27 protein-coding genes are annotated in these 22,515 nt (G+C 72.1%); 10 read left to right on the forward strand and 17 right to left on the reverse strand.

Annotated elements, in window-relative coordinates:
• Positions 1 to 4 precede the first annotated feature (4 nt).
• The 6 genes from PP1_RS11070 to PP1_RS11095 all read right to left on the reverse strand — a co-directional run bounded on the left by PP1_RS11070 (position 5) and on the right by PP1_RS11095 (position 4,547).
• Positions 5 to 856, reverse strand: a complete 852-nt coding sequence (locus PP1_RS11070) for an energy-coupling factor ABC transporter ATP-binding protein (RefSeq protein WP_075313998.1) — start codon at positions 854 to 856, stop codon at positions 5 to 7.
• Positions 853 to 1,584 carry a cobalt ECF transporter T component CbiQ gene (gene cbiQ, locus PP1_RS11075; RefSeq protein WP_075313997.1) on the reverse strand — a complete coding sequence of 244 codons (732 nt, stop codon included), beginning with the start codon at positions 1,582 to 1,584 and terminating at the stop codon, positions 853 to 855. The genes PP1_RS11070 and cbiQ overlap by 4 nt, the downstream gene beginning before the upstream one ends.
• The gene (locus PP1_RS11080) at positions 1,584 to 1,886 is read right to left on the reverse strand and encodes an energy-coupling factor ABC transporter substrate-binding protein (RefSeq protein WP_010224581.1); all 303 of its coding nucleotides are present in this window, start codon (positions 1,884 to 1,886) and stop codon (positions 1,584 to 1,586) included. The genes cbiQ and PP1_RS11080 overlap by 1 nt, the downstream gene beginning before the upstream one ends.
• Entirely contained in the window at positions 1,883 to 2,590 is a 708-nt protein-coding gene (locus tag PP1_RS11085) for an energy-coupling factor ABC transporter permease (protein ID WP_010224582.1), read from the reverse strand. Before PP1_RS11085 ends, PP1_RS11080 begins: the two co-directional genes overlap by 4 nt.
• A gap of 152 nt (positions 2,591 to 2,742) precedes the next feature.
• Positions 2,743 to 3,435, reverse strand: coding sequence for a hypothetical protein (locus tag PP1_RS11090; protein ID WP_010224583.1), 693 nt, complete (start codon positions 3,433 to 3,435; stop codon positions 2,743 to 2,745).
• A gap of 278 nt (positions 3,436 to 3,713) precedes the next feature.
• Positions 3,714 to 4,547, reverse strand: coding sequence for a SigB/SigF/SigG family RNA polymerase sigma factor (locus PP1_RS11095; RefSeq protein WP_010224584.1), 834 nt, complete (start codon positions 4,545 to 4,547; stop codon positions 3,714 to 3,716).
• A gap of 181 nt (positions 4,548 to 4,728) precedes the next feature.
• Here PP1_RS11095 and PP1_RS11100 point away from each other — a divergent pair, with 181 nt between their 5' ends.
• Complete coding sequence (locus PP1_RS11100; RefSeq protein ID WP_010224585.1) at positions 4,729 to 5,145, forward strand: ATP-binding protein; 417 nt, start codon at positions 4,729 to 4,731, stop codon at positions 5,143 to 5,145.
• Between the two features lie 27 nt (positions 5,146 to 5,172).
• Here the strand turns inward: PP1_RS11100 and PP1_RS11105 are convergent, their stop codons facing one another.
• Positions 5,173 to 5,316 carry a hypothetical protein gene (locus PP1_RS11105; protein ID WP_010224586.1) on the reverse strand — a complete coding sequence of 48 codons (144 nt, stop codon included), beginning with the start codon at positions 5,314 to 5,316 and terminating at the stop codon, positions 5,173 to 5,175.
• Between the two features lie 242 nt (positions 5,317 to 5,558).
• Here PP1_RS11105 and PP1_RS11110 point away from each other — a divergent pair, with 242 nt between their 5' ends.
• Genes PP1_RS11110 through PP1_RS11130 form a run of 5 tightly spaced genes read left to right on the forward strand, consistent with a single transcriptional unit; the run spans position 5,559 to position 10,009 of the window.
• Positions 5,559 to 6,443 (forward strand): FAS1-like dehydratase domain-containing protein, encoded by an 885-nt coding sequence (locus tag PP1_RS11110; RefSeq protein ID WP_010224587.1) that lies wholly within the window; start codon positions 5,559 to 5,561, stop codon positions 6,441 to 6,443.
• A 45-nt stretch (positions 6,444 to 6,488) separates the two neighbouring features.
• On the forward strand, positions 6,489 to 7,649 hold the full coding sequence (locus tag PP1_RS11115; protein ID WP_010224588.1) for an acyl-CoA dehydrogenase family protein: 1,161 nt from the start codon (positions 6,489 to 6,491) through the stop codon (positions 7,647 to 7,649).
• The gene (locus PP1_RS11120) at positions 7,646 to 8,494 is read left to right on the forward strand and encodes an HpcH/HpaI aldolase/citrate lyase family protein (RefSeq protein ID WP_010224589.1); all 849 of its coding nucleotides are present in this window, start codon (positions 7,646 to 7,648) and stop codon (positions 8,492 to 8,494) included. The genes PP1_RS11115 and PP1_RS11120 overlap by 4 nt, the downstream gene beginning before the upstream one ends.
• A 55-nt stretch (positions 8,495 to 8,549) precedes the next feature.
• Positions 8,550 to 9,455 carry a LysR family transcriptional regulator gene (locus PP1_RS11125; protein ID WP_010224590.1) on the forward strand — a complete coding sequence of 302 codons (906 nt, stop codon included), beginning with the start codon at positions 8,550 to 8,552 and terminating at the stop codon, positions 9,453 to 9,455.
• Positions 9,456 to 9,469: 14 nt separating this feature from the next.
• Complete coding sequence (locus tag PP1_RS11130; RefSeq protein ID WP_075313996.1) at positions 9,470 to 10,009, forward strand: putative immunity protein; 540 nt, start codon at positions 9,470 to 9,472, stop codon at positions 10,007 to 10,009.
• Positions 10,010 to 10,056: 47 nt separating this feature from the next.
• On the opposite strand, the gene PP1_RS11135 is transcribed toward PP1_RS11130, so the two are convergent.
• The gene (locus tag PP1_RS11135) at positions 10,057 to 11,268 is read right to left on the reverse strand and encodes an acyl-CoA dehydrogenase family protein (protein WP_010228983.1); all 1,212 of its coding nucleotides are present in this window, start codon (positions 11,266 to 11,268) and stop codon (positions 10,057 to 10,059) included.
• A gap of 249 nt (positions 11,269 to 11,517) precedes the next feature.
• Here PP1_RS11135 and PP1_RS11140 point away from each other — a divergent pair, with 249 nt between their 5' ends.
• The gene (locus PP1_RS11140) at positions 11,518 to 12,909 is read left to right on the forward strand and encodes a wax ester/triacylglycerol synthase family O-acyltransferase (protein WP_029239476.1); all 1,392 of its coding nucleotides are present in this window, start codon (positions 11,518 to 11,520) and stop codon (positions 12,907 to 12,909) included.
• A gap of 27 nt (positions 12,910 to 12,936) precedes the next feature.
• Here PP1_RS11140 and PP1_RS11145 read toward each other — a convergent pair whose 3' ends face one another.
• Positions 12,937 to 13,809, reverse strand: coding sequence for an alpha/beta fold hydrolase (locus tag PP1_RS11145; RefSeq protein ID WP_139323789.1), 873 nt, complete (start codon positions 13,807 to 13,809; stop codon positions 12,937 to 12,939).
• A 148-nt stretch (positions 13,810 to 13,957) separates the two neighbouring features.
• On the opposite strand from PP1_RS11145, the gene PP1_RS11150 reads away from it, so the two are divergent.
• Positions 13,958 to 14,308, forward strand: coding sequence for a hypothetical protein (locus tag PP1_RS11150; RefSeq protein WP_202796363.1), 351 nt, complete (start codon positions 13,958 to 13,960; stop codon positions 14,306 to 14,308).
• Between the two features lie 67 nt (positions 14,309 to 14,375).
• On the opposite strand, the gene PP1_RS11155 is transcribed toward PP1_RS11150, so the two are convergent.
• Positions 14,376 to 15,017: a TetR/AcrR family transcriptional regulator gene (locus PP1_RS11155; RefSeq protein ID WP_083697031.1), complete on the reverse strand. Its 642-nt coding sequence runs from the start codon at positions 15,015 to 15,017 to the stop codon at positions 14,376 to 14,378.
• A 134-nt stretch (positions 15,018 to 15,151) separates the two neighbouring features.
• Between PP1_RS11155 and PP1_RS11160 the strand changes: the two genes are divergently transcribed.
• Positions 15,152 to 16,237 (forward strand): hypothetical protein, encoded by a 1,086-nt coding sequence (locus tag PP1_RS11160; RefSeq protein ID WP_139323788.1) that lies wholly within the window; start codon positions 15,152 to 15,154, stop codon positions 16,235 to 16,237.
• A 58-nt stretch (positions 16,238 to 16,295) separates the two neighbouring features.
• Positions 16,296 to 17,441, forward strand: coding sequence for an LLM class flavin-dependent oxidoreductase (locus PP1_RS11165; RefSeq protein WP_010229005.1), 1,146 nt, complete (start codon positions 16,296 to 16,298; stop codon positions 17,439 to 17,441).
• Positions 17,442 to 17,518: 77 nt separating this feature from the next.
• Here PP1_RS11165 and PP1_RS11170 read toward each other — a convergent pair whose 3' ends face one another.
• The 7 genes from PP1_RS11170 to PP1_RS11200 are packed head-to-tail and all read right to left on the reverse strand — an operon-like array spanning position 17,519 to position 22,514.
• The gene (locus PP1_RS11170) at positions 17,519 to 18,382 is read right to left on the reverse strand and encodes an SDR family NAD(P)-dependent oxidoreductase (protein ID WP_010229006.1); all 864 of its coding nucleotides are present in this window, start codon (positions 18,380 to 18,382) and stop codon (positions 17,519 to 17,521) included.
• A gap of 25 nt (positions 18,383 to 18,407) precedes the next feature.
• Positions 18,408 to 19,214 (reverse strand): enoyl-CoA hydratase/isomerase family protein, encoded by an 807-nt coding sequence (locus PP1_RS11175; protein WP_010229007.1) that lies wholly within the window; start codon positions 19,212 to 19,214, stop codon positions 18,408 to 18,410.
• Positions 19,211 to 19,996 (reverse strand): enoyl-CoA hydratase/isomerase family protein, encoded by a 786-nt coding sequence (locus PP1_RS11180; RefSeq protein WP_249265938.1) that lies wholly within the window; start codon positions 19,994 to 19,996, stop codon positions 19,211 to 19,213. Before PP1_RS11180 ends, PP1_RS11175 begins: the two co-directional genes overlap by 4 nt.
• Positions 19,993 to 20,256: a hypothetical protein gene (locus PP1_RS11185; RefSeq protein WP_249265937.1), complete on the reverse strand. Its 264-nt coding sequence runs from the start codon at positions 20,254 to 20,256 to the stop codon at positions 19,993 to 19,995. Before PP1_RS11185 ends, PP1_RS11180 begins: the two co-directional genes overlap by 4 nt.
• 11 nt (positions 20,257 to 20,267) lie before the next feature.
• Entirely contained in the window at positions 20,268 to 20,762 is a 495-nt protein-coding gene (locus PP1_RS11190; RefSeq protein ID WP_010229009.1) for an aromatic-ring-hydroxylating dioxygenase subunit beta, read from the reverse strand.
• Entirely contained in the window at positions 20,762 to 22,048 is a 1,287-nt protein-coding gene (locus PP1_RS11195; protein WP_010229010.1) for an aromatic ring-hydroxylating oxygenase subunit alpha, read from the reverse strand. Before PP1_RS11195 ends, PP1_RS11190 begins: the two co-directional genes overlap by 1 nt.
• Positions 22,049 to 22,061: 13 nt before the next feature.
• Positions 22,062 to 22,514, reverse strand: a complete 453-nt coding sequence (locus PP1_RS11200; RefSeq protein WP_010229011.1) for a MaoC family dehydratase — start codon at positions 22,512 to 22,514, stop codon at positions 22,062 to 22,064.
• Position 22,515 lies beyond the last annotated feature (1 nt).

Raw genomic sequence — 22,515 nt, forward strand, 5'->3', positions numbered from 1 at the left:
GGCGTCACCCTCTCGCTATTCCCTCTCGCAGCGCAAGGGCGGTCAGCACGTCGTGCAGCTCGGCCGCGGTGCGCGGGGCGGGCCCGGGGTGCCCGGCAGCGGCGAGCAGCCGGGCGACCGCGGGCGCCCAGGCGGGACCGAGCCGGGCCGCGGCGAGCAGCCCGGTGTCCCCCAGGATCTCGGCCGACGGCCCCCGGCGCACCCGCCCGTCGTGGACGACCGCGACGTCGTCGGCCCAGCGGTGCGCGAGGTCGACGTCGTGCGTGGACAGCACGACCGCGGTGCCCTCGTCGTGCAGCCGGCCCAGGACGGCGACGAGCTCCTCCACCCCGGCCGGGTCCAGCCCGGCCGTCGGCTCGTCGAGCACCAGGATGCGCGGCCGGACGGCGAGCGCGCCCGCGATCGCGACCCGCTTGCGCTGGCCGAACGAGAGCCGGTGGGTGGGCCGGTCGGCGAGCTCCGCCATCCCCACGGCCGCCAGCGCCTCGCCGACCCGGGCGTCGACCTCGGCGTCGGGCAGGCCCAGGTTGAGCGGGCCGAACGAGACGTCCTGCGCGACGTCGGCGGCGAACAGCTGGTCGTCGGGGTCCTGCAGGACGAGCTGGGCGGACTCGCGCAGCCGGGCGAGCCCGCGGCGGGACCGGTCGAGCGGGGCACCGTCGAGCAGGACCTCGCCCCGGGCCGGTTCGAGCAGCCCGAGGAGCAACCGGAACAGCGTCGTCTTGCCGCCGCCGTTCGGTCCGAGCACGGCCAGCCGCCGTCCGGTGCGGACGGCGAGGTCGGCGCCGTCGAGGACCGGCGGCCCGTCGCGGTAGGCGAAGGCGACGCCGCGCGCCTCCAGCACCGGGGCGGTCACGCGCGCACCGCCAGCGCCGTCGCACCGACCGCGACCAGCAGCGCCGCGCTCGCCGCGACGAACCGCGGCGACACCGGCCGGGAGGTCACCCGCACCCGCAGGCTGCCGTCGTACCCGCGCGACGCCAGGCCCGCCTCCAGCCGCCGGGCCCGGTCGAAGGCACGCACGAACACCGCGCTCCCCTGCCCGGCCAGCGACCGGAAGGTGGCACGGCGGGTCCGGAACCCCATCCGCAGCGACTGCGCCTCGCGCACCGCGTTCAGCGAGTCCAGCAGCCGGAACAGCATCCGGTAGATCAGCAACGTGATCTCCAGGACGGCAGGCGGCACGAACCGCAGCCGCGGCAGCGTGTCGGCGAGCGGGGTCGTCGCGGCGAACAGGATCAGGCAGCCCACGGCCGCCATGGAGCGGCCGACCAGCTCGGCGGCCCGCGCCGGGCCGCCCGGCGCGAGCGCGAGCCACGGGTCCCCGCCGAGTGTGACCAGCAGCGGCAACGCCCCCACCAGCACGAATCCGAGCGGGAGCCGCAGCAGCCGCAGCGCCGTCCCGGGCCGGACGCGGGCACCGGCGAGCAGCAGCGCCACCGCTGCGGTGCCGGTGAGCAGCGCGCCGGGCCACGGCGGGAGCGCGACGGCCAGCACCAGCAGGCCGAGCGCGAGGAACGCCTTCTCCCCCGGGTGCCTGCCCCGCCAGCGGTTGGCGTGCGCGATCTCGTCGATCAGCAGCATCAGGTCTCGGTCGGCGCGGAGTCCGCGCCCCGCTGCCTCGACCGCGTCCGGGCGACGCCGAGGCAGTACCCCAGGACACCGGCACCCGCCGCGGCCTGGAGCGCGAAGATGCCGGACTCGATCTCGCCCGACGGCGGCTCCCACACCGGGGAGAACCACGGCTCGTAGCCCGACGCCTCGATGGCCTCGCCGGCCTGGCCGTCGGCCCCGGAGTACTCGCCGGGGACGAACAGCACCGGGATCGCGAACAGCGCGACGACGGCGACGACGAGCAGGACGTTGACCAGGGTGGAACGGCTCACGCCGATGCCTCCTTCGACGCGGCGCCGTCACCGGCGGTGTCCTTCGGGCGCAGCACGCCGAGCCGGCGCAGCTCGTCCGGGGTGATCCTCACGAGGAGCCGGACGACCAGCACCGTCAGCAGCCCCTCGGCGACCGCCAGCGGGATCTGGGTGAGGGAGAAGATGGAGGCGAACGTGACGAAGGCGCCGCCGAACCCCGAGGTGGGGTCCGGGAAGGCCAGCGCCAGCTGCGCGCTGGTGATCGTGTAGGTGCCGAGGTCGCCGAGGAACGCGGCGGCGAACACGGCGGGCCCGAGCCCGCCGCCGAGCCGGCGCACCAGGACGTAGGCGCCGTAGGCGATCCAGGGCCCGGCGATCGCCATGGAGAAGGCGTTCGCGCCGAGTGTCGTCAGGCCGCCGTGGGCGAGCAGGACGGCCTGGAAGAACAGCACCACCGTCCCCAGCAACGCCATGACGGGTGGCCGGAACAGCACGGCACCGAGTCCGGTGCCGGTCGGGTGCGACGACGACCCGGTGACCGACGGGATCTTCAGCGCGGACAGCACGAAGGTGAAGGCCCCGGCCGCGGCGAGCAGCAGCTTGGTGTCCGGGTCCTCCCGGACCCGGACGACGACGGCCCGCGCGCCGTGCACCACGAACGGCGCGGCGACGACGGTCCAGGCCGCCGCGTGCAGCGGCGGCAGATAGCCCTCGGCGATGTGCACGGGTGTTCTCCTCGCAGGTCCAGCGGTTCGCCGGAACGCTACGGCTGCGCAGCGCAACCCTGCAAGACTGAACATCCACTCATGTGTGAGAACACGGACACGCCCGGACCCCCGTACGGAGGGCCCGGGCGTGCGGGACTACGACGAACGCGTCAGTTGCGGATCGCGTTCGTGTGATGCACCTCGGCCGGCTGGTCGCTGTCCACCTTGTGCTCGACGGCGGCGGCGATCCGGGCGGCCTCACGCTCGGCCTCGCGACGGCGGGCCTCCCGGTCGGCGGGCGCGGTCTCCGGCGCGCCGACGCCGGAGCCGGGCTTCTCGGCGACGACCTTCTCGGTCGCCGCACGACGGGCCTTCTTCTCCGCCTTGTCCGCCTTCTCGCGCTTCGCGACCTTCTCGAGCCGGGCGGCCTTGGCCTGCTTCGCGGCCTTCTTCTCGGCCTTGGCGGCGTCCTTCTGGGCCTTGCGCTGCTCGTCGGCCTCGGCCTTGGCCTTCTTCTCGGCCTTCGCCGCGGCGCGGACGGCCTGCTCGGCCTCCTTCTCCTCCGCGCGACGGGCCTTCTTGCCGTCCTTCTTGCCGGACTTCTTCCCGGCCTTCTCCGCCTTCTCGGACTTCCCGGACTTCTCGGACTTCCCGGCCTTCTCCGTGGTCGCGCCCGCCGACTCGCCGGACCCACCGGCCACGGAGTCGGCGGCCTCCGTGGCGATGCGAGCCGCACGCTGCACGCGGACGGCGGCCTGCTCGGCCCGCTCGGCCGCCCGCTCCATCCGGGTGGCGGAGGCGGTCAGGGTCTGCTCGGCGGCAGCGCCGGAACCCTTCTTGTCCTTCTTGTCCTTCTTGGCCATACCAGGTCCTCCCCTTGTCCCGGCCGGAGCGGGCGTGGCGACGTGCCGGCGGTGCGGCCCGGGTCGGGCCCCGGTGCACCCGGCCGGGTCGGCGGCGCGCCCGCGCCCCGTGCGGGACGACGACGGTGTCGCACGAGCACCGGCCCCGTGATCGGGAGGTGTCGTGCGCGAACACAGGAGGGTTCCCCGGTGACCGCCCGGCAAACACGCAATGTGACCGGCGACGCGGCCCCGACGCCCGCCGGGGCAGCGTTCACCCCGGCCCGCCGGGGCGGCGTTCACCCCGCGTCGGACATCGGGGACACGGAGTCCCCACCGGGCTCCTCGACGAGGTGCCGGCGCAGCGTGGCGAGGCTGCGGGCGAGCAGCCGCGAGACGTGCATCTGGGACAACCCGACCTCCTCGGCGATCTGGGTCTGCGTCCTGTTGCCGAAGAACCGCAGCAGCAGGATGGTCCGCTCGCGCTCGGGGAGCCGGCGCAACGCCGGGCGCAACGCCTCCCTGTCCTCGACGGTGCCGATGCCGGCGTCGGCCCCTCCGACGATCTCGCCGAGCGGGCTCTCGGTGTCACCGGCGAGCCGGTCGAGCGAGTCCGACCGGTAGGAGTCCTGCGCCTGCAGACCCTCGATGACCTCTTCCCGGCTGGTCCCGAGGTGCTCGGCCAGCTCGGACACCTTCGGTGCCCGGCCGTGGCGCACCGCCAGCTCCTCCTGGGCGCGGGTCATCCGGGTCTGGAAGTCCTTCAGCCGCCGGGGGACCCGCATCGACCAGGTCCGGTCCCGGAAGTGCCGCCGGATCTCCCCCGTGATCGTCGGGACCGCGTAGGCGAGGAACGGGGTCCCCTGCTCCGGGTCGAACCGGTCGAGGGCGTTCAGCAGGCCGATCGCGCCGACCTGCTCGAGGTCGTCGGCGGGCTCACCGCGGTGCCGGTAGCGCCCGGCGATGTGCCGGACGACCGGATGGAATCCCCGTGCGAGCTGCTCGCGCAGTGCGGCGCGCTCCGGGTCGTCGGCCGGTGCGGCCGCGAAGGCCCGCAGCGGCGCGTCGAGGTGCGCGTACTCGTCGTCGGTGTCGACGGTCGCGGTGTCCATCCGGGTGTCCGGCTCAGCCATCCCGCACCCACGGAAGGCGGTGGTCTGGTCTCATCACCAGCGACGATAGGGCGGCGTCGGGGGGCCCGCGCGTCGAACCGCACCGGATCGGCCGCGACGCCGCACCGGACGGGGGATGCGGTGCACGCGGTGTGGCCGGGGGCACGCATCAGGGTGCACCGGTCGGGGTACCCCAGCCCCCATGGGACCGCGTCTGCACGTCGAGTTGCCCGCCGATCCCGGCGCGGCGGGCCGGTCGCGCCGGGAGACCGGCCGCTGGCTGACGTCGCTGTGCGGCGCCGACCGGCCGTGCGAGATCGCGCAGGACCTGGTGCTGGCCGTGAACGAGGCCGTGTCGAACTGCGTCGAGCACGGCTACCGGGCGGCACCGTCCGGCACGGTCTCGCTGCGCGGGACGGCGGACGGCGCCCGGGTGCGGATGGAGATCTCCGACCGTGGTTCCTGGCGGGAACCGCCGGAGGACAACGGCTGCCGCGGTCGCGGGCTGGGCATGATCGAGGCGGTCACCGAGGACGTGCGCGTCGAGCGCGGCCCGGGCGGGACCACCGTCACCTTCCACGGCACGCTCGGGCGGTGCCCGGGCGTCTGCTCGGACTGACCCCGGCCGGGTCGGGTCGTGCGCCGGTCAGTCCCGGTGGATGCCGGCGTCGTCGGTGAGCCGGGTCGGTGCCCCGGTCCGGTCCGGGCTGTAGCGGCCGTCGAGGCGGGCCGCCTCGCTCGCCGGGTGCGGCCACCCGGCGTCCGCGTGCTGCGTGCTGCTCTCACTCATGACCCCAGCGTGCCCAGGCGATGTTCCGGCGAGGCGGAGCGCAGGAGTCGCGCGGGTAACAACCGGTCCCCGATCCGGTGACGTGCCCACCGGGCGTCCCCCGCGTCCATGTCCCGGACACATGGGATCACCCACCAACGGTCATTTCCCCCAGGGCCGCCGGGGGGCGGAGACTGATCCCGACCGGCCGGCGACCACGACGGGCGCCGGCCCCGCCCCGAGCCGTCGAACGAGGGAGTGACGTGCCCGAGACCGCCGCCACCGGAGTCCTGGCCGACCTGGTCCGTGACTGGGACCCGCCGCAGGTCACCGACAGCAGGCGGGTCGACCCGTGGCCCGCCGCCGCCTTCGCCGACCTGCTCGACGCCCCGGTGCCGGATCTCCGCGACGGCGCCGCGCTCCCCCCGATGTGGCACTGGCTGCTCCTGCTCCCGCACCCGCGCACCTCGGAGATCGGCGAGGACGGTCACCCCACCGACGGCCCGTTCCTCCCGCCGGTACCCGGCCGGCGCCGGATGTTCGCCGGGGGCCGCTTCCACGCCCACGGCACGATCCCGTTCGGCTCGGTGCTGGGGAGCCGGTCGTCCGTCACCACCGTCAAGCCGAAGTCCGGGCGGTCCGGCGAGATGCTGTTCGTGACGGTCCGCCACGAGCTGACCGTCGACGGGGGCGACGACGTCGTCGCGGTCGAGGAGCAGGACATCGTCTACCGCTCCGAGCCCGAGGGCACCGAGCGCCGCGTCGTCGAGCGTCCGGTCGCCGACCAGCCCGATCCCGGCGGCGCGTGGCGGCTGCGGCGTCCGACCGACTCCGTCCTGCTGTCCCGGTTCAGCGCGCTGACCTACAACGGGCACCGCATCCACCACGACCTCCCCTACGTCACCGGCGTCGAGGGCTACCCCGACCTGGTGATCCACGGCCCGCTGATGGCACTGCTGGCCCTGGAGCTCCCCCGGCAGAACGCACCGTCCGACCGGGTCACCGGGTTCGAGTACCGGCTCGCCCGCCCGGCGTTCGTGCCGTCGGCCCTCGTCGCGACCGGCGACCGGAGCGGGGCCGAGGCGACCGTCGCCGTCGCCGCCGAGGGCGTGCAGCCCTCGCTGACGGCCACCGTCCACCTCGGCTGAGACCGGGCCGACGACCCCCACCACGACCAGCAGGAGAACCGAGTCATGGGTGTGCTGAGCACCGAGGAACAGGCCGTCGTCGACGTCGTGCGCGACTTCGTCGACCGCGAGGTCAAGCCCTCGGTCAACGAGGTCGAGCACTCGGGCGAGTACCCCGAGAAGTGGATCGAGCAGATGAAGGAGCTCGGCATCTACGGGCTCGCGGTCCCCGAGCCCTGGGGCGAGGCCCCGGTCTCGATGCCCTGCTACGCCCTGGTCACCGCCGAGCTGGCCCGCGGCTGGATGAGCCTGGCCGGCGCGATGGGCGGGCACACCGTCGTCGCGAAGCTGCTCGTCGAGTTCGGCACCCAGGAGCAGAAGGACCGCTACCTGCCGCGGATGGCCACCGGCGAGCTGCGCGCCACGATGGCGCTCACCGAGCCCGGCGGTGGCTCCGACCTGCAGAACATGGCCACCCACGCCGCGTCCGACGGCGACGGCTACGTGATCAACGGGTCCAAGACCTGGATCTCGAACGCCCGCCGCTCCGGGCTGATCGCGCTGCTGTGCAAGACCGACCCGGCCGCCGAGCCCAAGCACCGGGGCATCTCGGTGCTGCTCGTCGAGCACGGCCCCGGCCTCACGGTGTCCAAGGATCTGCCCAAGCTCGGCTACAAGGGCGTCGAGTCCTGCGAGCTGGTCTTCGAGGGCATGCGGGTCCCCGCGGACGCCGTCCTCGGCGGCACCCCCGGCAGGGGCTTCGGCCAGATGATGAAGGGCCTCGAGACCGGCCGCATCCAGGTCGCCTCCCGCGCGCTCGGCGTCGCCGACGCCGCCCTGGAGGACTCCCTGCGCTACGCCCAGGACCGGGAGAGCTTCGGCAAGCCGATCTGGCAGCACCAGTCGGTCGGCAACCACCTCGCCGACATGGCCACGAAGATCACCGCCGCCCGGCAGCTGATCCTCTACGCCGCCCAGAAGTACGACCGCGGCGAGCGGTGCGACATGGAGGCCGGGATGGCGAAGCTGTTCACCTCCGAGATCGCGATGGAGGTCGCGCTGAACGCCGTCCGCATCCACGGCGGCTACGGCTACTCCACCGAGTTCGACGTCGAGCGGTACTTCCGCGACGCTCCGCTGATGATCGTCGGCGAGGGGACCAACGAGATCCAGCGGAACGTGATCGCCGCACAGCTGGTCAAGCGCGGCGGACTGGAGCGGGGATGACGGACACGACGACGGACACGGGCTACACGCTGCGCGGCCCGGCCCTGCTGTTCTGCCCGGGCGACCGACCCGAGCGGTACGCGAAGGCGGCGGCCGCGGCCGACACGGTGATCCTGGACCTGGAGGACGCGGTCGGCCCGGACGGCAAGGACGCGGCGCGCGCCGCCGTCGTCGCCGGGCTGGCGGAGCTCGACCCGGCCGCCGTGGTCGTCCGGGTCAACGCCCCGGGCACCGCGTGGCACGACGCCGACGTCGCCGCACTCGCCGGCCACCCGGACGTCGCGGTGATGCTGCCGATGGCCGCCCGCGCCGCCGACGTCGCCGCGCTGGCGCCGCGCCCGGTGATCGCGCTGTGCGAGACCGCGGCCGGCGTCCTCGCCGCACCGGAGATCGCCGCCGCACCGAACTGCACCGGGCTGATGTGGGGCAGCGAGGACCTGGTCGCCGACCTGGGCGGACGCCCCGGCCGCGCACCCGGCGGGGGCTACCGCCCGGCCGTCGAGGAGGCCCGCATCCGGATCCTCTACGCCGCGCGCGCCGCAGGGGTCACCCCGGTCGACACGGTGCTCGTCGCCATCGACGACCTCGACACGCTCCGCACCGACAGCGAGTCGGCCGTCGGCTCGGGGTACGCGGCGAAGGCCTGCATCCACCCGAAGCAGGTCACCGTGGTCCGCGAGGCGTTCCTGCCGACCGACGACGAGGTCGCCGAGGCCCGCGAGGTCCTCGACGCGGCACGGGAGCACACCGGCGGCGGAGTGTTCCGCCTGCACGGCCGGATGATCGACGCGCCGGTGCTCGCGCACGCCCGGGAGGTGCTCCGCCAGGCGGGTGCCCCCGTCTGACTGCCCGGCCCGCGTCATGTCCGTGGTGCATCGCGGGCGGTGACATGATGAGGCGGTGACGACGCTGGACGAGCTCGAGTGGTTCGTCGTGCTCGCCGAGACCGAGCACATGACCCGGGCCGCGGAGAAGCTCTCCGTCGCCCAGCCGACGCTGTCCCGCGCGCTGGGCCGGCTCGAGCGCCAGGTCGGCGCTCCGCTGTTCGACCGGGTCGCCCGCAGGCTCCGGTTGAACGCCTCCGGCGAGATCATGCTGGAACACGCCCGGCGCAGCCTCGCCGAGCTGGCCGCCGCCGGGGACCGGATCGCGACGCTGCGCGACCCGGACCACGGCACGGTCCGGCTGGCGTTCCTGCACTCGATCGCGGCCGGCCTCACCCCCGAGATGCTGCGGGCCTACCGCTCGCACGCCCCCGGGGTCGTCTTCGAGCTCACCCAGGCCGCCGGGCACGAGATCATCGAGCACGTCCGCGCCGGGCGCGCCGACCTCGGGCTGACCGCCCCGCGCCCGGACGACGACGAGCTGGCCTGGACCGGCCTGTACCGGCAGCAGCTGTGCCTCGCCGTCCCCGCCGACCACCGGCTCGCCGGCCGCCCGCGGGTCGCGCTGTCGGCGGCGGGGACGGACCCGTTCGTGGCGCTGCGCGCGCCGATCGGCCTGCGGCGGCTCACCGACGAGCTCTGCGCCCGGGCGGGGCTCAGCCCGCGGTTCGCGTTCGAGAGCACCGAGATCGGCACGCTGGAGGGGTTCGTCTCGGCCGGGCTGGGGGTCGCGATCGTGCCCGAGCCGCGGCCGGACCGGGCCGAGCCGGGCGTCTCCTACGTCCCGCTGACCGACGCGACGGCGCACCGGTCGATCGGGTTGACCTGGCTGCGGGAACGGCCCGCCCCGCCCGTCGTGGCCCGGTTCGCCGACTTCGTCGTCGAGCGGTACCGGGACCGCGCACCCGGCACACGGCCCTGACCGGGAGGGACACCGTGCCGGACGACCCGACGACGATCCCCCTGGGCCACGACGAGCTCCGGGCCGTCACCGCGTTCGCCGTGGCGTGCGCGCGGCCCGCCCTGGAGATCGTCGAGCACGCCCGCCCGGGCGACCCGCGCCCGCGCGACGCGGTGGACGCGGCACACGCGTTCGCCGGGGGCGCCGACCGCACCAGGGCGACGAGGGACGCCGCGTGGGCCGCGCACCGTGCGGCGCAGGAGACCCGCGACGCGGGCCTGGCCGCGGCGAGCGACGCCGCCCGCGCCGCGGGGCACGCGGCGGGGGCGGCGTTCCTGCACCCGCTGGCGACGGCGACCCAGGTGCGGCACGTCCTCGGGTCGGCCGCGCACGCCGCGCGGGCGTTCGAGCTCCTCGCCGGCGGCGACGCGGACGTCGGGGCCCGCCACCTCGCGCTGGCCCGGGAGCGGGCCTCGCCCGTGGTGGTGGACGTCCTGCGGCGCTACCCGCCCGCCCCGGCCGGGGGCGGACGGGTCGGCGAGCTGGTCCGGCGATTGGACGCGGCGCTCCGGTGACCCCTGTGGCGAGCGCCGTCCGTGGCGCGGACACCGGGGTTCATCGATCAGCGTCTCGGCAGGATCCGCCGCGCGATGTTGCGACGGAGGACCTCTGCGCTCCCGTCGGCGATGCGGACCAGCCGGGCCTGGTGCCAGCCGTCATAGAGCCGCATCTCGGTGGTCAGGCCCATCCCACCGTGCACCTGCATGCAACGCTCGTAGACCCGGGAACACATCTCCGTCGTGAAGACCTTGGTCATCGCGACCTCATGATGGGCTTCGAGGCCCGCCTGGACACGCCCTGCGGTCTCGCGCGCCATCGCGTCCGCGGCGTAGATCTCCACCGCGCAGTCCGCCAGCGGGAAGCTCACACCCTGGTAGTCGCCGATGGTCCTGCCGAATGCACGGCGTTCGGTGGCATAGGCCGCGGCCTTGTCGAGGGCCCATTGCGCCAGCCCCACACAACGCCCAGCGTTGTACAGACGTCCCGTCGACACTCCTTCGAGCGCCAGGCGGAACCCGTGATCGAGCTCCCCGACGAGCGCGTCCTCCGGCACCAGGACGTCGTCGAAGCTGATGATCCCCTCGTACCCCCCGGCGCTTCCGAACAGCGTGATGACGCTGTCCACCGCGAACCCGGGTGCCGATGTCGGAACCAGGAAGCAGCTGATGCCCCCCGCACGGTCGCGGTGACGGACAGGATCGGTGACGGCCCAGACGAAGACCCAGTCCGCCTCCGGCGAGTTCGTGATCCACTGCTTCGTCCCGGTGATGCGCCAGCCACCCTCGTCGCGGCGAGCGACCGTGCGCATCGCCATGGCGTCGGACCCCGCATCCGGCTCGGACATCCCGAAGCAGCTCGTCGTCGTCCCCGCCATGAACGCGGGGAGCATCCGGTCCGCAGCCGTCTCCGTCAGGTGCGTGCACAGCGTGGAGGGTGCATAGCTCCAGTGCGCGACCGACGCGTACGGAAGCAGACGACCCGGTCCGTACCGCGCGTGCAGATGCTTCCAGGCCTCGTACAGCGCGAGCGCGCCCAGACCACCGCCACCGATGGCCTCGGGAACGAACATCCCGTAGTAGCCCGCTGCCGCCGATCGCTCGCGCACCGTCCGCAGCAGTGCCCTGACCTCGGGCGCATGAGCACCATCGGGCGCATACCGGTGACGGACGTCGTCGAGCACGCCGGCGTTGCTCTCCTCCAGCGGAACGACGACTGCGTCCACGAAGTCGGACAAGCCGTCGAGAATGTCGTGGACGTCGGAGTCGGTCGTCACAGCGGTCCCTCCGGGGACGAACGGGGATGGTCCGCGCTCCACATCGCGCGGAACGGCCGAGAGGCGCGAAGCGATTCTATGACAGATTAAATACCGTGACGCGTCGGCATCCTGTCCGCCGAGGAGCACCTCGGCCTCGAGCCGGCTCGGCGGACGCGCCGGGTCCGACACGCGCCCTCGGAGTGAGGCGCGACACGACGCCGTGTCGGAGTTAATCTATACTAAATTCTCACTCTGGAGGTCGCGTCGATGCCGCTCGTCCCCGCTACCGATGCCATGTATCTCTGGGGGGAGTCGAGCGCGAGCCCCAACCACGTCGTCGCGTTGCAGATCTTCCGTCCGCCGGAGGGAGCACCCGCGGAGCTCGTGGACGAGCTGTACGCACGGATGACGGTCAGGTCGGAGATCAAGCCCGAGTTCCGCAGGCGTCCGTACCGCTCCCTGGGTACCGCAGGCCAGTTCGCCTGGGCCGAGGAGCCGGCACTCGACACCACCCTGCACGTCCGCCGAGCAGCGCTCCCGCGGCCGGGACGGATGCGCGAGCTGCTCGAGTACGTGGCCACGTTCCACGAGACCCCGCTCCCCCGGGACCGGCCGCTGTGGGAGGCACGCCTGGTCGAGGGCCTCGACGACGGCCGCTTCGCCCTGCTGACGAAGATGCACCACTCGCAGTTCGACGGCGTCAACATGGGCCGCCATCTGCTCGGAGGCCTGTCCACCGATCCGTCCGCGAGTGGCGGACGAGCCGCGTGGATGGGCCGCACCCGTACCGGCGCGCCCCCGGAGCCGCCCGGCCTGACGGACCGGCTGCTGAGCGCGCTCGGCGCCACCCGGGACGTCGCGCGATCCGCTCCCACGCTGCTGCAGGGAGCCGCGGACGTCCTCGGCCCGGACCGGGCGGCACCCGCGCCGTTCTCGGCCCCTCCGTCCATGTTCAACGGACCGGTGTCAGCCGCCCGCCGCTTCGCAGGGGACGCCTGGACGAAGGACAGACTGCGAGCCGTGGCGAAGCGGACGGGGACGACGACGAACGACATCACGCTCGCGATGTGCGCCGGGGCTCTCCGCAGCTACCTGCTGCGGGAGGATGCGCTCCCCGAGCAGTCGCTGGTCGCGATGGTCCCGATCTCGTTCGACCCGTACGGCGCGGCGACGCGAAGCGGCAACGAGTGGGCCGCGGTGCTCTGCGACCTCGGTACGGACACCGCCGACCCTGCGGAGCGCCTGCAGCGGATCCACGAGTCGACCGCACGCAGCAAGGAGCGGATGGCACAGCTCGACCCGGTGTCGGCCGCGACCGTCAGCATGCTCACCCTGGGAGGGATGGCGTTCGACCTGCTCCCGGGCGTTCCGGGGCCGCCTCGGCCGCCGTTCAACCTTGTCATCTCGAGCATCCCGGCAGTTCCACGTCGGCTCTACCTCGACGGATGCGAGCTCACCGACAACTATCCGGTGTCGGTCGTCGTCGACGGCCAGGCGCTCAACATCACCACGGTGTCCTACGCCGACGAGATCGCGTTCGGCATCAGCGGTTGCCGGCGCTCGGTTCCGCATCTGCAACGCCTGCTCGGCTTTCTCGAGGACGCGCTCGCCGCGCTCGAGGCCCTCGCTCCCCCGGTCGGCACTCCCGGCGCGCCCTGACCGGGCGCCGGCGAACCCCGGACCGGATCACGCGGATCTCCGCCCGGGGGATACGTCGCTTCCGGTACCCGCGATGAAGTCGAGGACGATGCGCGCGACCATGTCCGGATCATCGGCCATCGGCACGTGTCCGACCCCGGGCAGCCGGACGACGACGGCACCGGGAACCGACTCCGCCATGGGTCGGCCGTACCGGGCGAACGGCAGGAGCCGGTCCTCCGTCCCCCAGGCGAGCATCATCGGACACCCGGTCCGGAGCGACCGGATCGCGCCGTTCGCCCTGGCCCCCTGGAGCAGGTCGGGCAGGATCGTGCAGCCTGCCAGGTCGTCCAGCATGTCGTCGACGTCGGCAGCGCTCATCCGCTCCGGGTACCTGGCGATCCCGCGCAGCGCGAGGCGGCGGAAGACTGCACTCCGCAGCAACCCCCGAGTGAGCGGGTGCCTCCCGAACGCTGCGGCCGACCGGAACACCAGGAGCAACCGGGCGAGGTCCCGGGGACACCGCCACGCACCGGCGGGCGACAACGCGACGACACTCCTCGCCCTCCCGCGCCGCGCCAGCTCCAGCGCGATCCAGCCTCCGAGGGAGTTCCCGACGAGATGCGCGTCGGCCATCCCGACCTGGTCCATCGCTCGCTCAGCGTCGTCCACGATGGACGGAACGATCCGAGCCGGCTCCGTCGCGATCGGAGTGCCGCTGAGATGGCCGGCGAGGGTCGGCGCGAACACCCGATGGTGAGCCTCGAGGGCCGGCAGCACGGGGCGCCATGCCCGCCATGACGACGTCGCGCCGTGCAGCAGCACGAGTGGCTCCCCGGTGCCTCCGAGGTGGCTCCGCTCGGCCTCGTACCCGGCGGCACGCCGTGGCCCCCGCCCGTTCGCCTGCGACCATCGATACACATCCTGATTCTAGTCTCTGTTAAATTCAGTTGCCACCCCGCCGCTCCCGGCTCACCGCGCAGCGCCGCACCCCCGCGACGTGGCCCGGCGGCCCCTCGCATCGAGTACTGTTTTGAACATGAATTCAAAGCAACTCCGTCGCTCCCCCGTGGCCACGTACGCAGTGGTGGCGCTGCTGGTCCTGCACGTCTTCCACGCGTTCGTCCAGGGCGGCGGGGGCTGGAACCGGCGGCACGGCGGTCTGACCGGAGCCATCGGACGGTTCTTCCAGCTCTCCTTCCGCGACCCCGTGCTCAGTGCCGGACTCTCGGACTTCGGCGCCGTCGCGGCGGTGCTCGGCTACTGGATGTACACCGACATCCCTCCCGAGCAGCGTCGCCGGCCCAGGACGTTCGTGTGGCTCGCCGTCTACACGGTGTTCCCCGGCCTCGGCGCCCTGTTGTACCCCCTGTGGATCCGGCCGGGTCACCGGCTCGCCTCCACCCCGGTGACCGGCTGACCCCGGCAGCCGTCGGCCGACCGCCGTCACGGCGCACCGGGTGTCCGGCGGCCCGCGGACATCACCGTCACCGGGGCCGGTCGAGGCCCGCGCCGTAGAGGAAGAGCCTCGTCACGTGATCGATGACGGCGTCGCGGTCCGGGTGACTGCTCTCGTCCGGACCGAGGAACGTGTCCCGGAGCGCCGACACCGACACGACCGCCCCGAACATCAGCTTGAGCGAGAGCTCGAGGCTCTCCGGCGGCACCCAGCCACGACGGTCCGACTCCGGCTGCACGGTCGCCACGAGCTGGTCCAGCACACCGCCGACCGACGTCCGCAGCCGGTCGGCGGTGTCGGGATCGAGGCTCTGCCGGGCGGAGAGGAGGCCGTTGATCACGTTCCGGTGGAGGGTGCACGTGTCGTAGATCAGCGTGACGATCCCGCGCATGTACCGGTCGTCGTCCCAGGGCTGGTCGGCCTGTTGCTGCCACAGGGTCAGGTAGCTCTTCTGCAGGTCGACGAACGGCTGCAGCACGGCATCGACGTAGAGCTCGGACTTGCTCGCGAAGTGGCGGTAGACGACCGAACGCGCGACCCCTGATTCACGCGCGACCTCGTCGAGGGCCGTGCCGTCGAAGCCCTTCTCGTCGAAGAGCCTCCCTGCGCCCGCGACGATCAGCGCCCGCACCTCGGCCGAGCTACGCCTGCTACCGGACTTCTGAGGCACGACCGGACCCTACCCACCGCCCGACCGCTCCGGCGCGTCGTCGGATCTTCTCGTTGACAAAGGACAGTTTGTCCCTTGTAAGGTTCATTCTGTCCCTCGGGTGCGCGAGACAGGCCGGAGACTGAGGAGGATCAATGACGATCAAAGTTGCTCTGTGGGCGGTGGGTTCGGTCGGCGCCGAAGCCGTACGGCAGGTCGTCGCCCACCCCGATCTGGAGCTCGTCGGCGGGCTCGTGTACTCGGCCGACAAGGACGGAGTGGATCTCGGCACCCTGGCCGGGATCGAGGAGATCGGGATACCCGCCACCGCGAACCGGACGGGAGTGGCAGGCCTCGACGCCGATGTGGTCCTGCACATGCCGATGATCGGCCCGCGCGGTGGGGACGAATCGTTGATGGCAGGGAACGACGACGATGTCGAGACACTTCTGAGATCCGGCAAGAACGTCATCTCCATCTCGGGCTACATCTGGCCGGCGGTGCACGGCGACGCGGCGGCTCGCCGGTTCCACGACGCCGGGGTAGCGGGCAACGCGACGTTGTTCGGCACCGGCATCAACCCGGGCTTCATGATGGATCGTCTGGGCCAGGTCGCGTCGAGCCTCTGCCGCCGTGTGGACTCCGTGTTCCTCACCGAGTGGTGGGACACGAACACCTACCCGGCAGTCGACGTGCTGCGGGACCTGATCGCGATGGGCCGCCCGGCCGACTGGATCACCAGTGACTCGCCGACCGGCGAGATGATCGGGCAGTTCTTCTACGAGTCGCTCTCCCTCGTCGCCGCGTCACTCGGCGGCGAGGTCGAACGGTTCGAGCGCACGCTCGAGGTCGGCCTCGCGACTCGCGACATCGTGCTCGACGCGACGGGACTCGAGATTCCCGAAGGCTCGATCGGTGCGGTCGCCTGGACGTGGAGTGCGATCGTCGACGGTCGGCCGTTCGTCTCCATCCAGGATCGCTGGGTCGGAGACCACGAGATCCCGGGATGGGGGCCGCACCGGCACGACCACTGGGAGCTGGAGCTGACCGGCGCCCCCGACGTCTCGGTCACGGTGGAGCTCCACCGGCCGGAGGACGACGAGGGTGTCGCCGATCCGCTGGTCTGCAGCACCGTGGCGATCGCCCTGAACTCGATCCCGGCAGTGCGCGATGCCGCACCCGGTCTGTACCGCTACGCGGTCCCGGGGACTCACGTCCGCCCCGGAGGAACGCCCGGCTGACCCGGCGCGGACCGCCGTGTCGACGCACTACCGCCCCCTTCCCGAGAGGCAGACAGTCATGGCCAAGGACATCCGAACCGGAATCGGCATCTGGGCATCCCGGTTCCTCGATCCCACCGGAGCCGCTGACAGCGCGAGAGCGCTGCAGGCGACCGGGCAGGTGGACCAGTTCGTGCTGTGGGACCAGATGACGAGCTGGTGGCCGAACAGCCTGTGGACACCGGAGAACACTCCGCTCGCGGATCAGATCCCGGACATGGACTCGCTCCAGGACCCGTTCGCCACCGCCGCATTCGCGCTCGCCGGAGTGGACCGGCTGGGCTTCGCGGTGTGCACCGACGCCACGCGCCGCGAGCCCCCAGAGCTCGCCCAGACGATGCTGACGCTCGCCATGGCGACCCGGGGACGTGCCTCCCTCTGCCTCGGTGCCGGGGAGGTCCGCCACATATCGCCCTTCGGACGGAAGCGGTCCCAGGGGCTCAAGCGTCTCGACGAGACCTTCCAGATCCTGCGGCTGCTGCTGAAGGAGCATGGACTCGTCGACTACGAGGGCGACCTGTGGAACCTCCGTGACGCATGGGTGGGTAACGCCGGCAAGGACCGTCGTCCCGAGGTCATCGCCATGGGCGGCGGTCCGAAGCTGACCGACATGGCGCTGCGTCACGCCGACGGCTTCGGCACGGGCGCTCCGTTCGTCTACGCCGACGCCGACGCCTACAGCAGCGCGATCGGTGGGCACCGCCGGACACTCGGTGAGATCGGCCGTGACCCCGACGACTTCACCTTCGCGCTCCACCACATCGTGTTCGTCCTCGACGAGGACGACGACTTCGAGCGTTACGTCGACAACCCCATGCTGAAGTGGTACGCGGCCACCGGGGGCCGGCTGAACATGGCGGACTGGCAGGCAGAGGGCATCGATCCCGTCATGCCGCTGGACTGGCACTACGCGTTGCACATGAAGCCGAACTCGATGTCGCTCCCGGAGGTGATGGAGATCGTCGACCAGGTCACGCCCGAGATGGTGCGGAAGACGTTCTTCCACGGCACGCCCGAGCAGATCGCAGCCCAGATCACGCCGTACGTCCAGGCCGGTGCCCAGCTCAATCTCATCGCGGATCTCGCGCCGCTGCTGATCCCGACGGACCCCGCGAAGACCGTGGAGGCGTCCGCGGAGATCTGCCGCCTCGTCAAGCAGGCCTAGGCAGACCCAGGGGCTCGCCGACCGTTCCCTCCCGTCGCCCGCCCGCATTCGCGGCGGGCGACGGGAGGGCAGCCGGGTCAGCCGACGGGATTCGTGCCCGGCACCGCACCGTCGAGATCGACGATCTCCGACCACCGATCGGCGACCTGGTCGATCGTCGGTACGTCGGAGAAGGTCACGCCCTTCGTCTGGAACCAGCGGACACGGTGGACCTGTCCGCCACCGGCGACGATCACGCTGCCGCTCTCCTCGCACTCGTCGGCGAGCAGGTGCCCCACGACGGGTGCCACGTGAGCGGGGTCGAGCTTCTCGAGGATCTCGGGCGGCGCGACGTCCTCCGTCATCCGGGTCGCCGCCATCGGTGCGATCGCGTTCGCGTGCACCCCGTACTTCGCACCCTCGATGGCGAGGGTGTTGATCAGACCGATCAGCCCGCCCTTGGCGGCCCCGTAGTTGGACTGACCGAAGTTGCCGTAGACGCCGGAGGTCGACGCCGCCACGACGACGCGGCCGTGCCGCTGCTCGCGAAGATGCGGCCATGCGGCGCGGACGACGTGGTATGCCCCGTAGAGGTGGACCTGCTGAACCGCGTCCCAGTCCTCCGTGCTCATCTTGTGAAAGGCACTGTCGCGCAGGATCCCGGCGTTCGCGACCACACCGTCGATGCGGCCGAAAGCGTCCAGTGCGGTCTGGACGATCGCCGAACCACCGGTCGCGTCGGCGACGCTGTCATGGTTGGCGACGGCCTCGCCGCCGGCCTCGGCGATCTCGGCCACCACCGCGTCGGCGGCCGCGGTCGCCGCTCCGGCCCCGTCGCGGGTCCCGCCGAGGTCGTTCACCACGACCTTCGCCCCCGACCGGGCGAGCAGCAGGGCGTACTGCCGCCCGAGACCGTTGCCCGCTCCGGTGACGGCGACGACCCGTCCCTCGACTCCTGCCATGGATCCACTCCTCGATTCGTGTCGTTCAGTCGCCGGTGAACCGGGGCGTGCGGCGCTCGAGTACCGCAGCCAGGCCCTCCCGGGAGTCGGCGGTGCCGGACAGCTCGGAGACCGTCCGGGCCTCCTCGGGGAGCTGTGCCTCGACACGGTTTCCCAGACCTGACCAGACCAGTCGTTTCACGGCGGCCAGTGCTCGCGGGGCCCCCGCGGCGAGCTCGCGGGCGATGGCCGTGGCCTCGCCCTCCACGTCGGAGTCGTCGACCACCCGGGTGACGAGCCCGATCCTGAGGGCCTCCTCGGCGTCGGTGGTCGGGTTGAGCAGCAGGAGCTCGAGCGCCTTACGGGCCCCGACCAGCTGCGGCAACGTGACCGACGAACCGCCGTCCGGCGCCATGCCGACCCGTGCAGCTCCGGACATGAACTTCGCCGATCTGCCGGCGACGACGATGTCCGAGGCGCACACGAGACCGAGTCCCCCGCCGCCTGCTGCGAATCCCTGGACCGCCGCGACGACCGGGGCGGGGAGGTTCAGCAGTGCCTGCGCGACGTTCTGCAGCCAGGCCGTGGCCTCGCGCAGGTAGTCCGGCAGCGCCTCGCCCTTGCTCCCGAAGGTCTTCACGTCACCGCCGGCGCAGAAGTTGCGACCTTCGGCCGTCAGGAGGAGCACACGCAGGTCGGCGCGTCCGGTCGCGGTCATGACCGCGTCGTACAGCGCCCGCAGGAACGGCACGTCCATCCCGTTGGAGGCGTCCGGCCGGTTCAGCCGAAGGTGCGCCACGCCCTCGTCGATGGTCAACAGAACCGGTCCGGTCCCGATCAGTTCCACGGTCATTCCTTACTCACGAATGCGTCCATCCCGGGTCGGGAATGCTCTCCCGACAGGTGCCGCAGCGACTCGTCGACCTCTGCGGCCAGGCCGTCGGACAACGAACCACGCAGACCCGTCCGGACGAGCTTCTTGATCCGTGCCAGCGCGTCCCGGTCCTGTCCGGCGAGCCGCCGGACCAGGGCGTCGACGCCCGTCTCGAACTCCTCCGCCGGCAACGAGCGGTACACGAGTCCCCACCCGGCCGCCTGAGTCCCGCTGAGTGGCTCGCCGGTCAGCATGTGCCCGAGCGCGCGTGGCACGCCCACGATCCGCGGCAGGCGCTGCGACCCGCCCCCTCCGGGGATCATCCCGAAGTTGACGTGGTTGTCCGCCAGAACGGCGTCGTCGCGGACCACCGCGACGTCCACCGCCTGGATCAGCTCGAAGCCGCCCGCCATCGCGTATCCCTCGACAGCGGCGACCACCGGGACCGGAAGCTCGGCGATCGACTCGCAGGCGTCGATGAAGGTCTCGAAGAGCGTGCGCAGCGCATCCGGTCCCTCCTCGCGGAGCCGGGACACCTCGTGGAAGTCGCCGCCTGCGCAGAAGTTGCCGCCCGCACCGCGGACGACCACGACGTCCGCGGAGGACGCCGCAGCGCGCAGCCCGGTCCGCAACGCGGCGGCCAGCTCGATCGTGATCGCATTCCGTGCCTGCGGCCGGTTGAGCGTCAGCTCGGCGACCCGGGCGTCCTCGGTGTGCCGGACGGACACCCGCACCACGTCGCTGGTGGTACCTCCGGTCACGAGTCCTCCCGCCACCGGTCCGCCGACGGGTCCAGGAGGCTCCGGAGATGGCCTTCGGGGAGCCAGACGAGCGTCTCGAGCTCCAGCGCATCGAAGAACCGGACCCGCCCCGACTCGAGGTCCTCGACCCGAAGGCGTGGGCTGTTGCCGGCCTGATCGATGCGGACCTCGACGGCGGCGTCGCCCACCGGGCGGCCGTCTCCGTCACGCACCTCGACCTCCGCGAACTCGTTGCCGACGATTCCGGCGGGTATCTGCATCGGTCTGCCCCTCAGATCAGGAAGGCGAGAGTCGCGATCGGCCGGGCATTGTCGACGAGGGCGACCTTCTTCCTGGCCAGCGCGTACCCCGTCTCGGAGAGACGCAGGTGGTAGGTGCACCGCCCGGCCCAGAACTCGGTGCCTCGCTCCCGGGACTCGACGACGAGGAAGTTCGCGCCGACGATCACGTCACCGCCCTCGGTGTGACCCTCGATCTCGACGTTCGAGATCATCCTGCGCAGCCGGGAGTGCGGTACCTGGGCGTGGCGGCGCCCGGTGTGCAGTTGCCGGATCCGGGTCGAGATCCGGCTGCGGTTGTCATGGATGATCGACATCATCGCCATGCGATCGGCGTCGTCGTCGTTCGCCGGCACCCAGTACAGGGCGTCGTCGGTCCAGAGCGACTCCCATTCGTCGTAGCGGTGTTCGTCGGCCAGCCGCGCCTCGCGATAGAGGAACTGTTCGACCGTGCGGAGGTCGACCTGGTCCGGTGCGGCGGTCGTCATCACGACCTCCCCTCGGTCATCAGCGAGCGGTAGTGCTTCCAGAAGCCGCGCATCCCCGTCTCGTCGGTGGCGCCACCGATCGTCAGGCCGCGCTCGTCGACCTCCTCGCGGTGCGCACCACGGCGGACGTCGAGCCACTCAGGCCGGAGCTCCGCGACGCCGGCCTGGTTCCGCTCGTACATCTCGGTGTCGTCGGCCAGCAGCATTCCTGCCGGCCCGACCGAACCGATGCACTGCTGCAGCATCCGCCGGTTCATCTCCGGAGCACCCTTGAACTGCACCGCGGTGACGTGCTGGATGGTGCGGTCGACCGCGAGCGGCTGGATCGCGAAGAGCTGGATCTCGGCGATGAACAGGTTCGGGAAGATCATCACGTGTGGTGCACCGTCGATGAGGATCTCCTCGGCACCCGCGTCGCCGTGCTTCGCACGCATCGCCGCCGAGTAGCCGGGCACCTTCTCCTCGGTGGTGCCGAACCAGCCGAGCGGTGCACCGAGCCTGCGGAACTCGGGCCGGAGGTCGTTCTCACTGTGCCCGTTGCCGAGCGCACGCGTCACGGCGGTGGACTTCTCCCCGTACAGCGCACCGATTCCGCTCTGCGCGACGCTGAAGATCGACGCGTGCACGAACTGCGGGTGGTACCCGTCGGTCTCGTTCTCGGCGAGGAGCTTCCAGTTCGCGCGGGCCTTGTGCTTGAGGAAACCGGCGGTCAGCTCGATCTCGCTCTCCGGCGAGAGCCGGACCAGACGGTCGATCTCGTGCCGTGCCTCTCCGAGGTGCTCCAGCAGCGTGGGGCCGTCGTCAGCCATGCTGCCGAAGACGAAGCCCTGGTAGACACCGACGCGGGGCACCCTGCCGAGCCCCAGGTCGAGCTTGTTGCGACCGCCGTAGCCCTGGTGGAACGGGTAGCCGAGCATCTCGCCGGTGTTGCGGTAGGTCCACCCGTGGTACGGGCACCGGAAGGAGCTGGAGTTCCCGGCGTCCGCCTCGCAGACCAGGTTTCCACGGTGCGCGCAGCGGTTCATGAGCAGATGGACGTCACCCGCTCCGTCACGGGTCATGATGACGTCCTGAGGCCCGATCGACTTGCGCACGTAGTCGTTCGGTTCCGGGATCTCGCTGACGTGGCCGACGTAGACCCAGCTGCGGTACCAGATCTGGCGGAGCTCGTCGGCGAAGATCGCCGGGTCGGTGTAGAGCGACCCGTGGACCTGCTGGGGCCGGATCAGCTCGTCGTACCGGGCGGCCGGCCCGGGATCGGTCGATGTGGTCTCCGTGACGCTCACGCCGTTCCTCCTGTCACCGGTACACCCGCCCGATGCTCTCCGCGACACAGGCGGGTTTCTGCGAGCCCTCCACCTCGAGTACGGAGGTGACGACGGCCTCGACGAAGGTCCCTTCGTCGCGGACGCCGCTCAGGGTCGCGCTCATCCGGACACGCGCCCCGACGGGCACCGGGGCCGGGAACCGGACCTTGTTGAATCCGTAGTTGACGCCCATCGAGGTCTTCTCGACGGTGTAGAGCCTGCCGAGCAGATCGGGCAACAGGGACAGCGTCAGCAGCCCGTGCGCGATGGTCCCGCCGAACGGCCCGCTCGCGGCGCGCTCCGGGTCGACGTGGATCCACTGCCGGTCGCCGGTGGCGTCGCCGAACATGTCGACCTGCGCCTGGTCCACGACCTGCCACTCGGTCGGGCCGAACGACTCGCCCGTCGCACGGGCGAGCTCGTCCGGGGAGTCGAACACCCGCATC

It is taken from the genome of Pseudonocardia sp. P1 (assembly GCF_000178675.2).
Lineage (GTDB): Bacteria > Actinomycetota > Actinomycetes > Mycobacteriales > Pseudonocardiaceae > Pseudonocardia.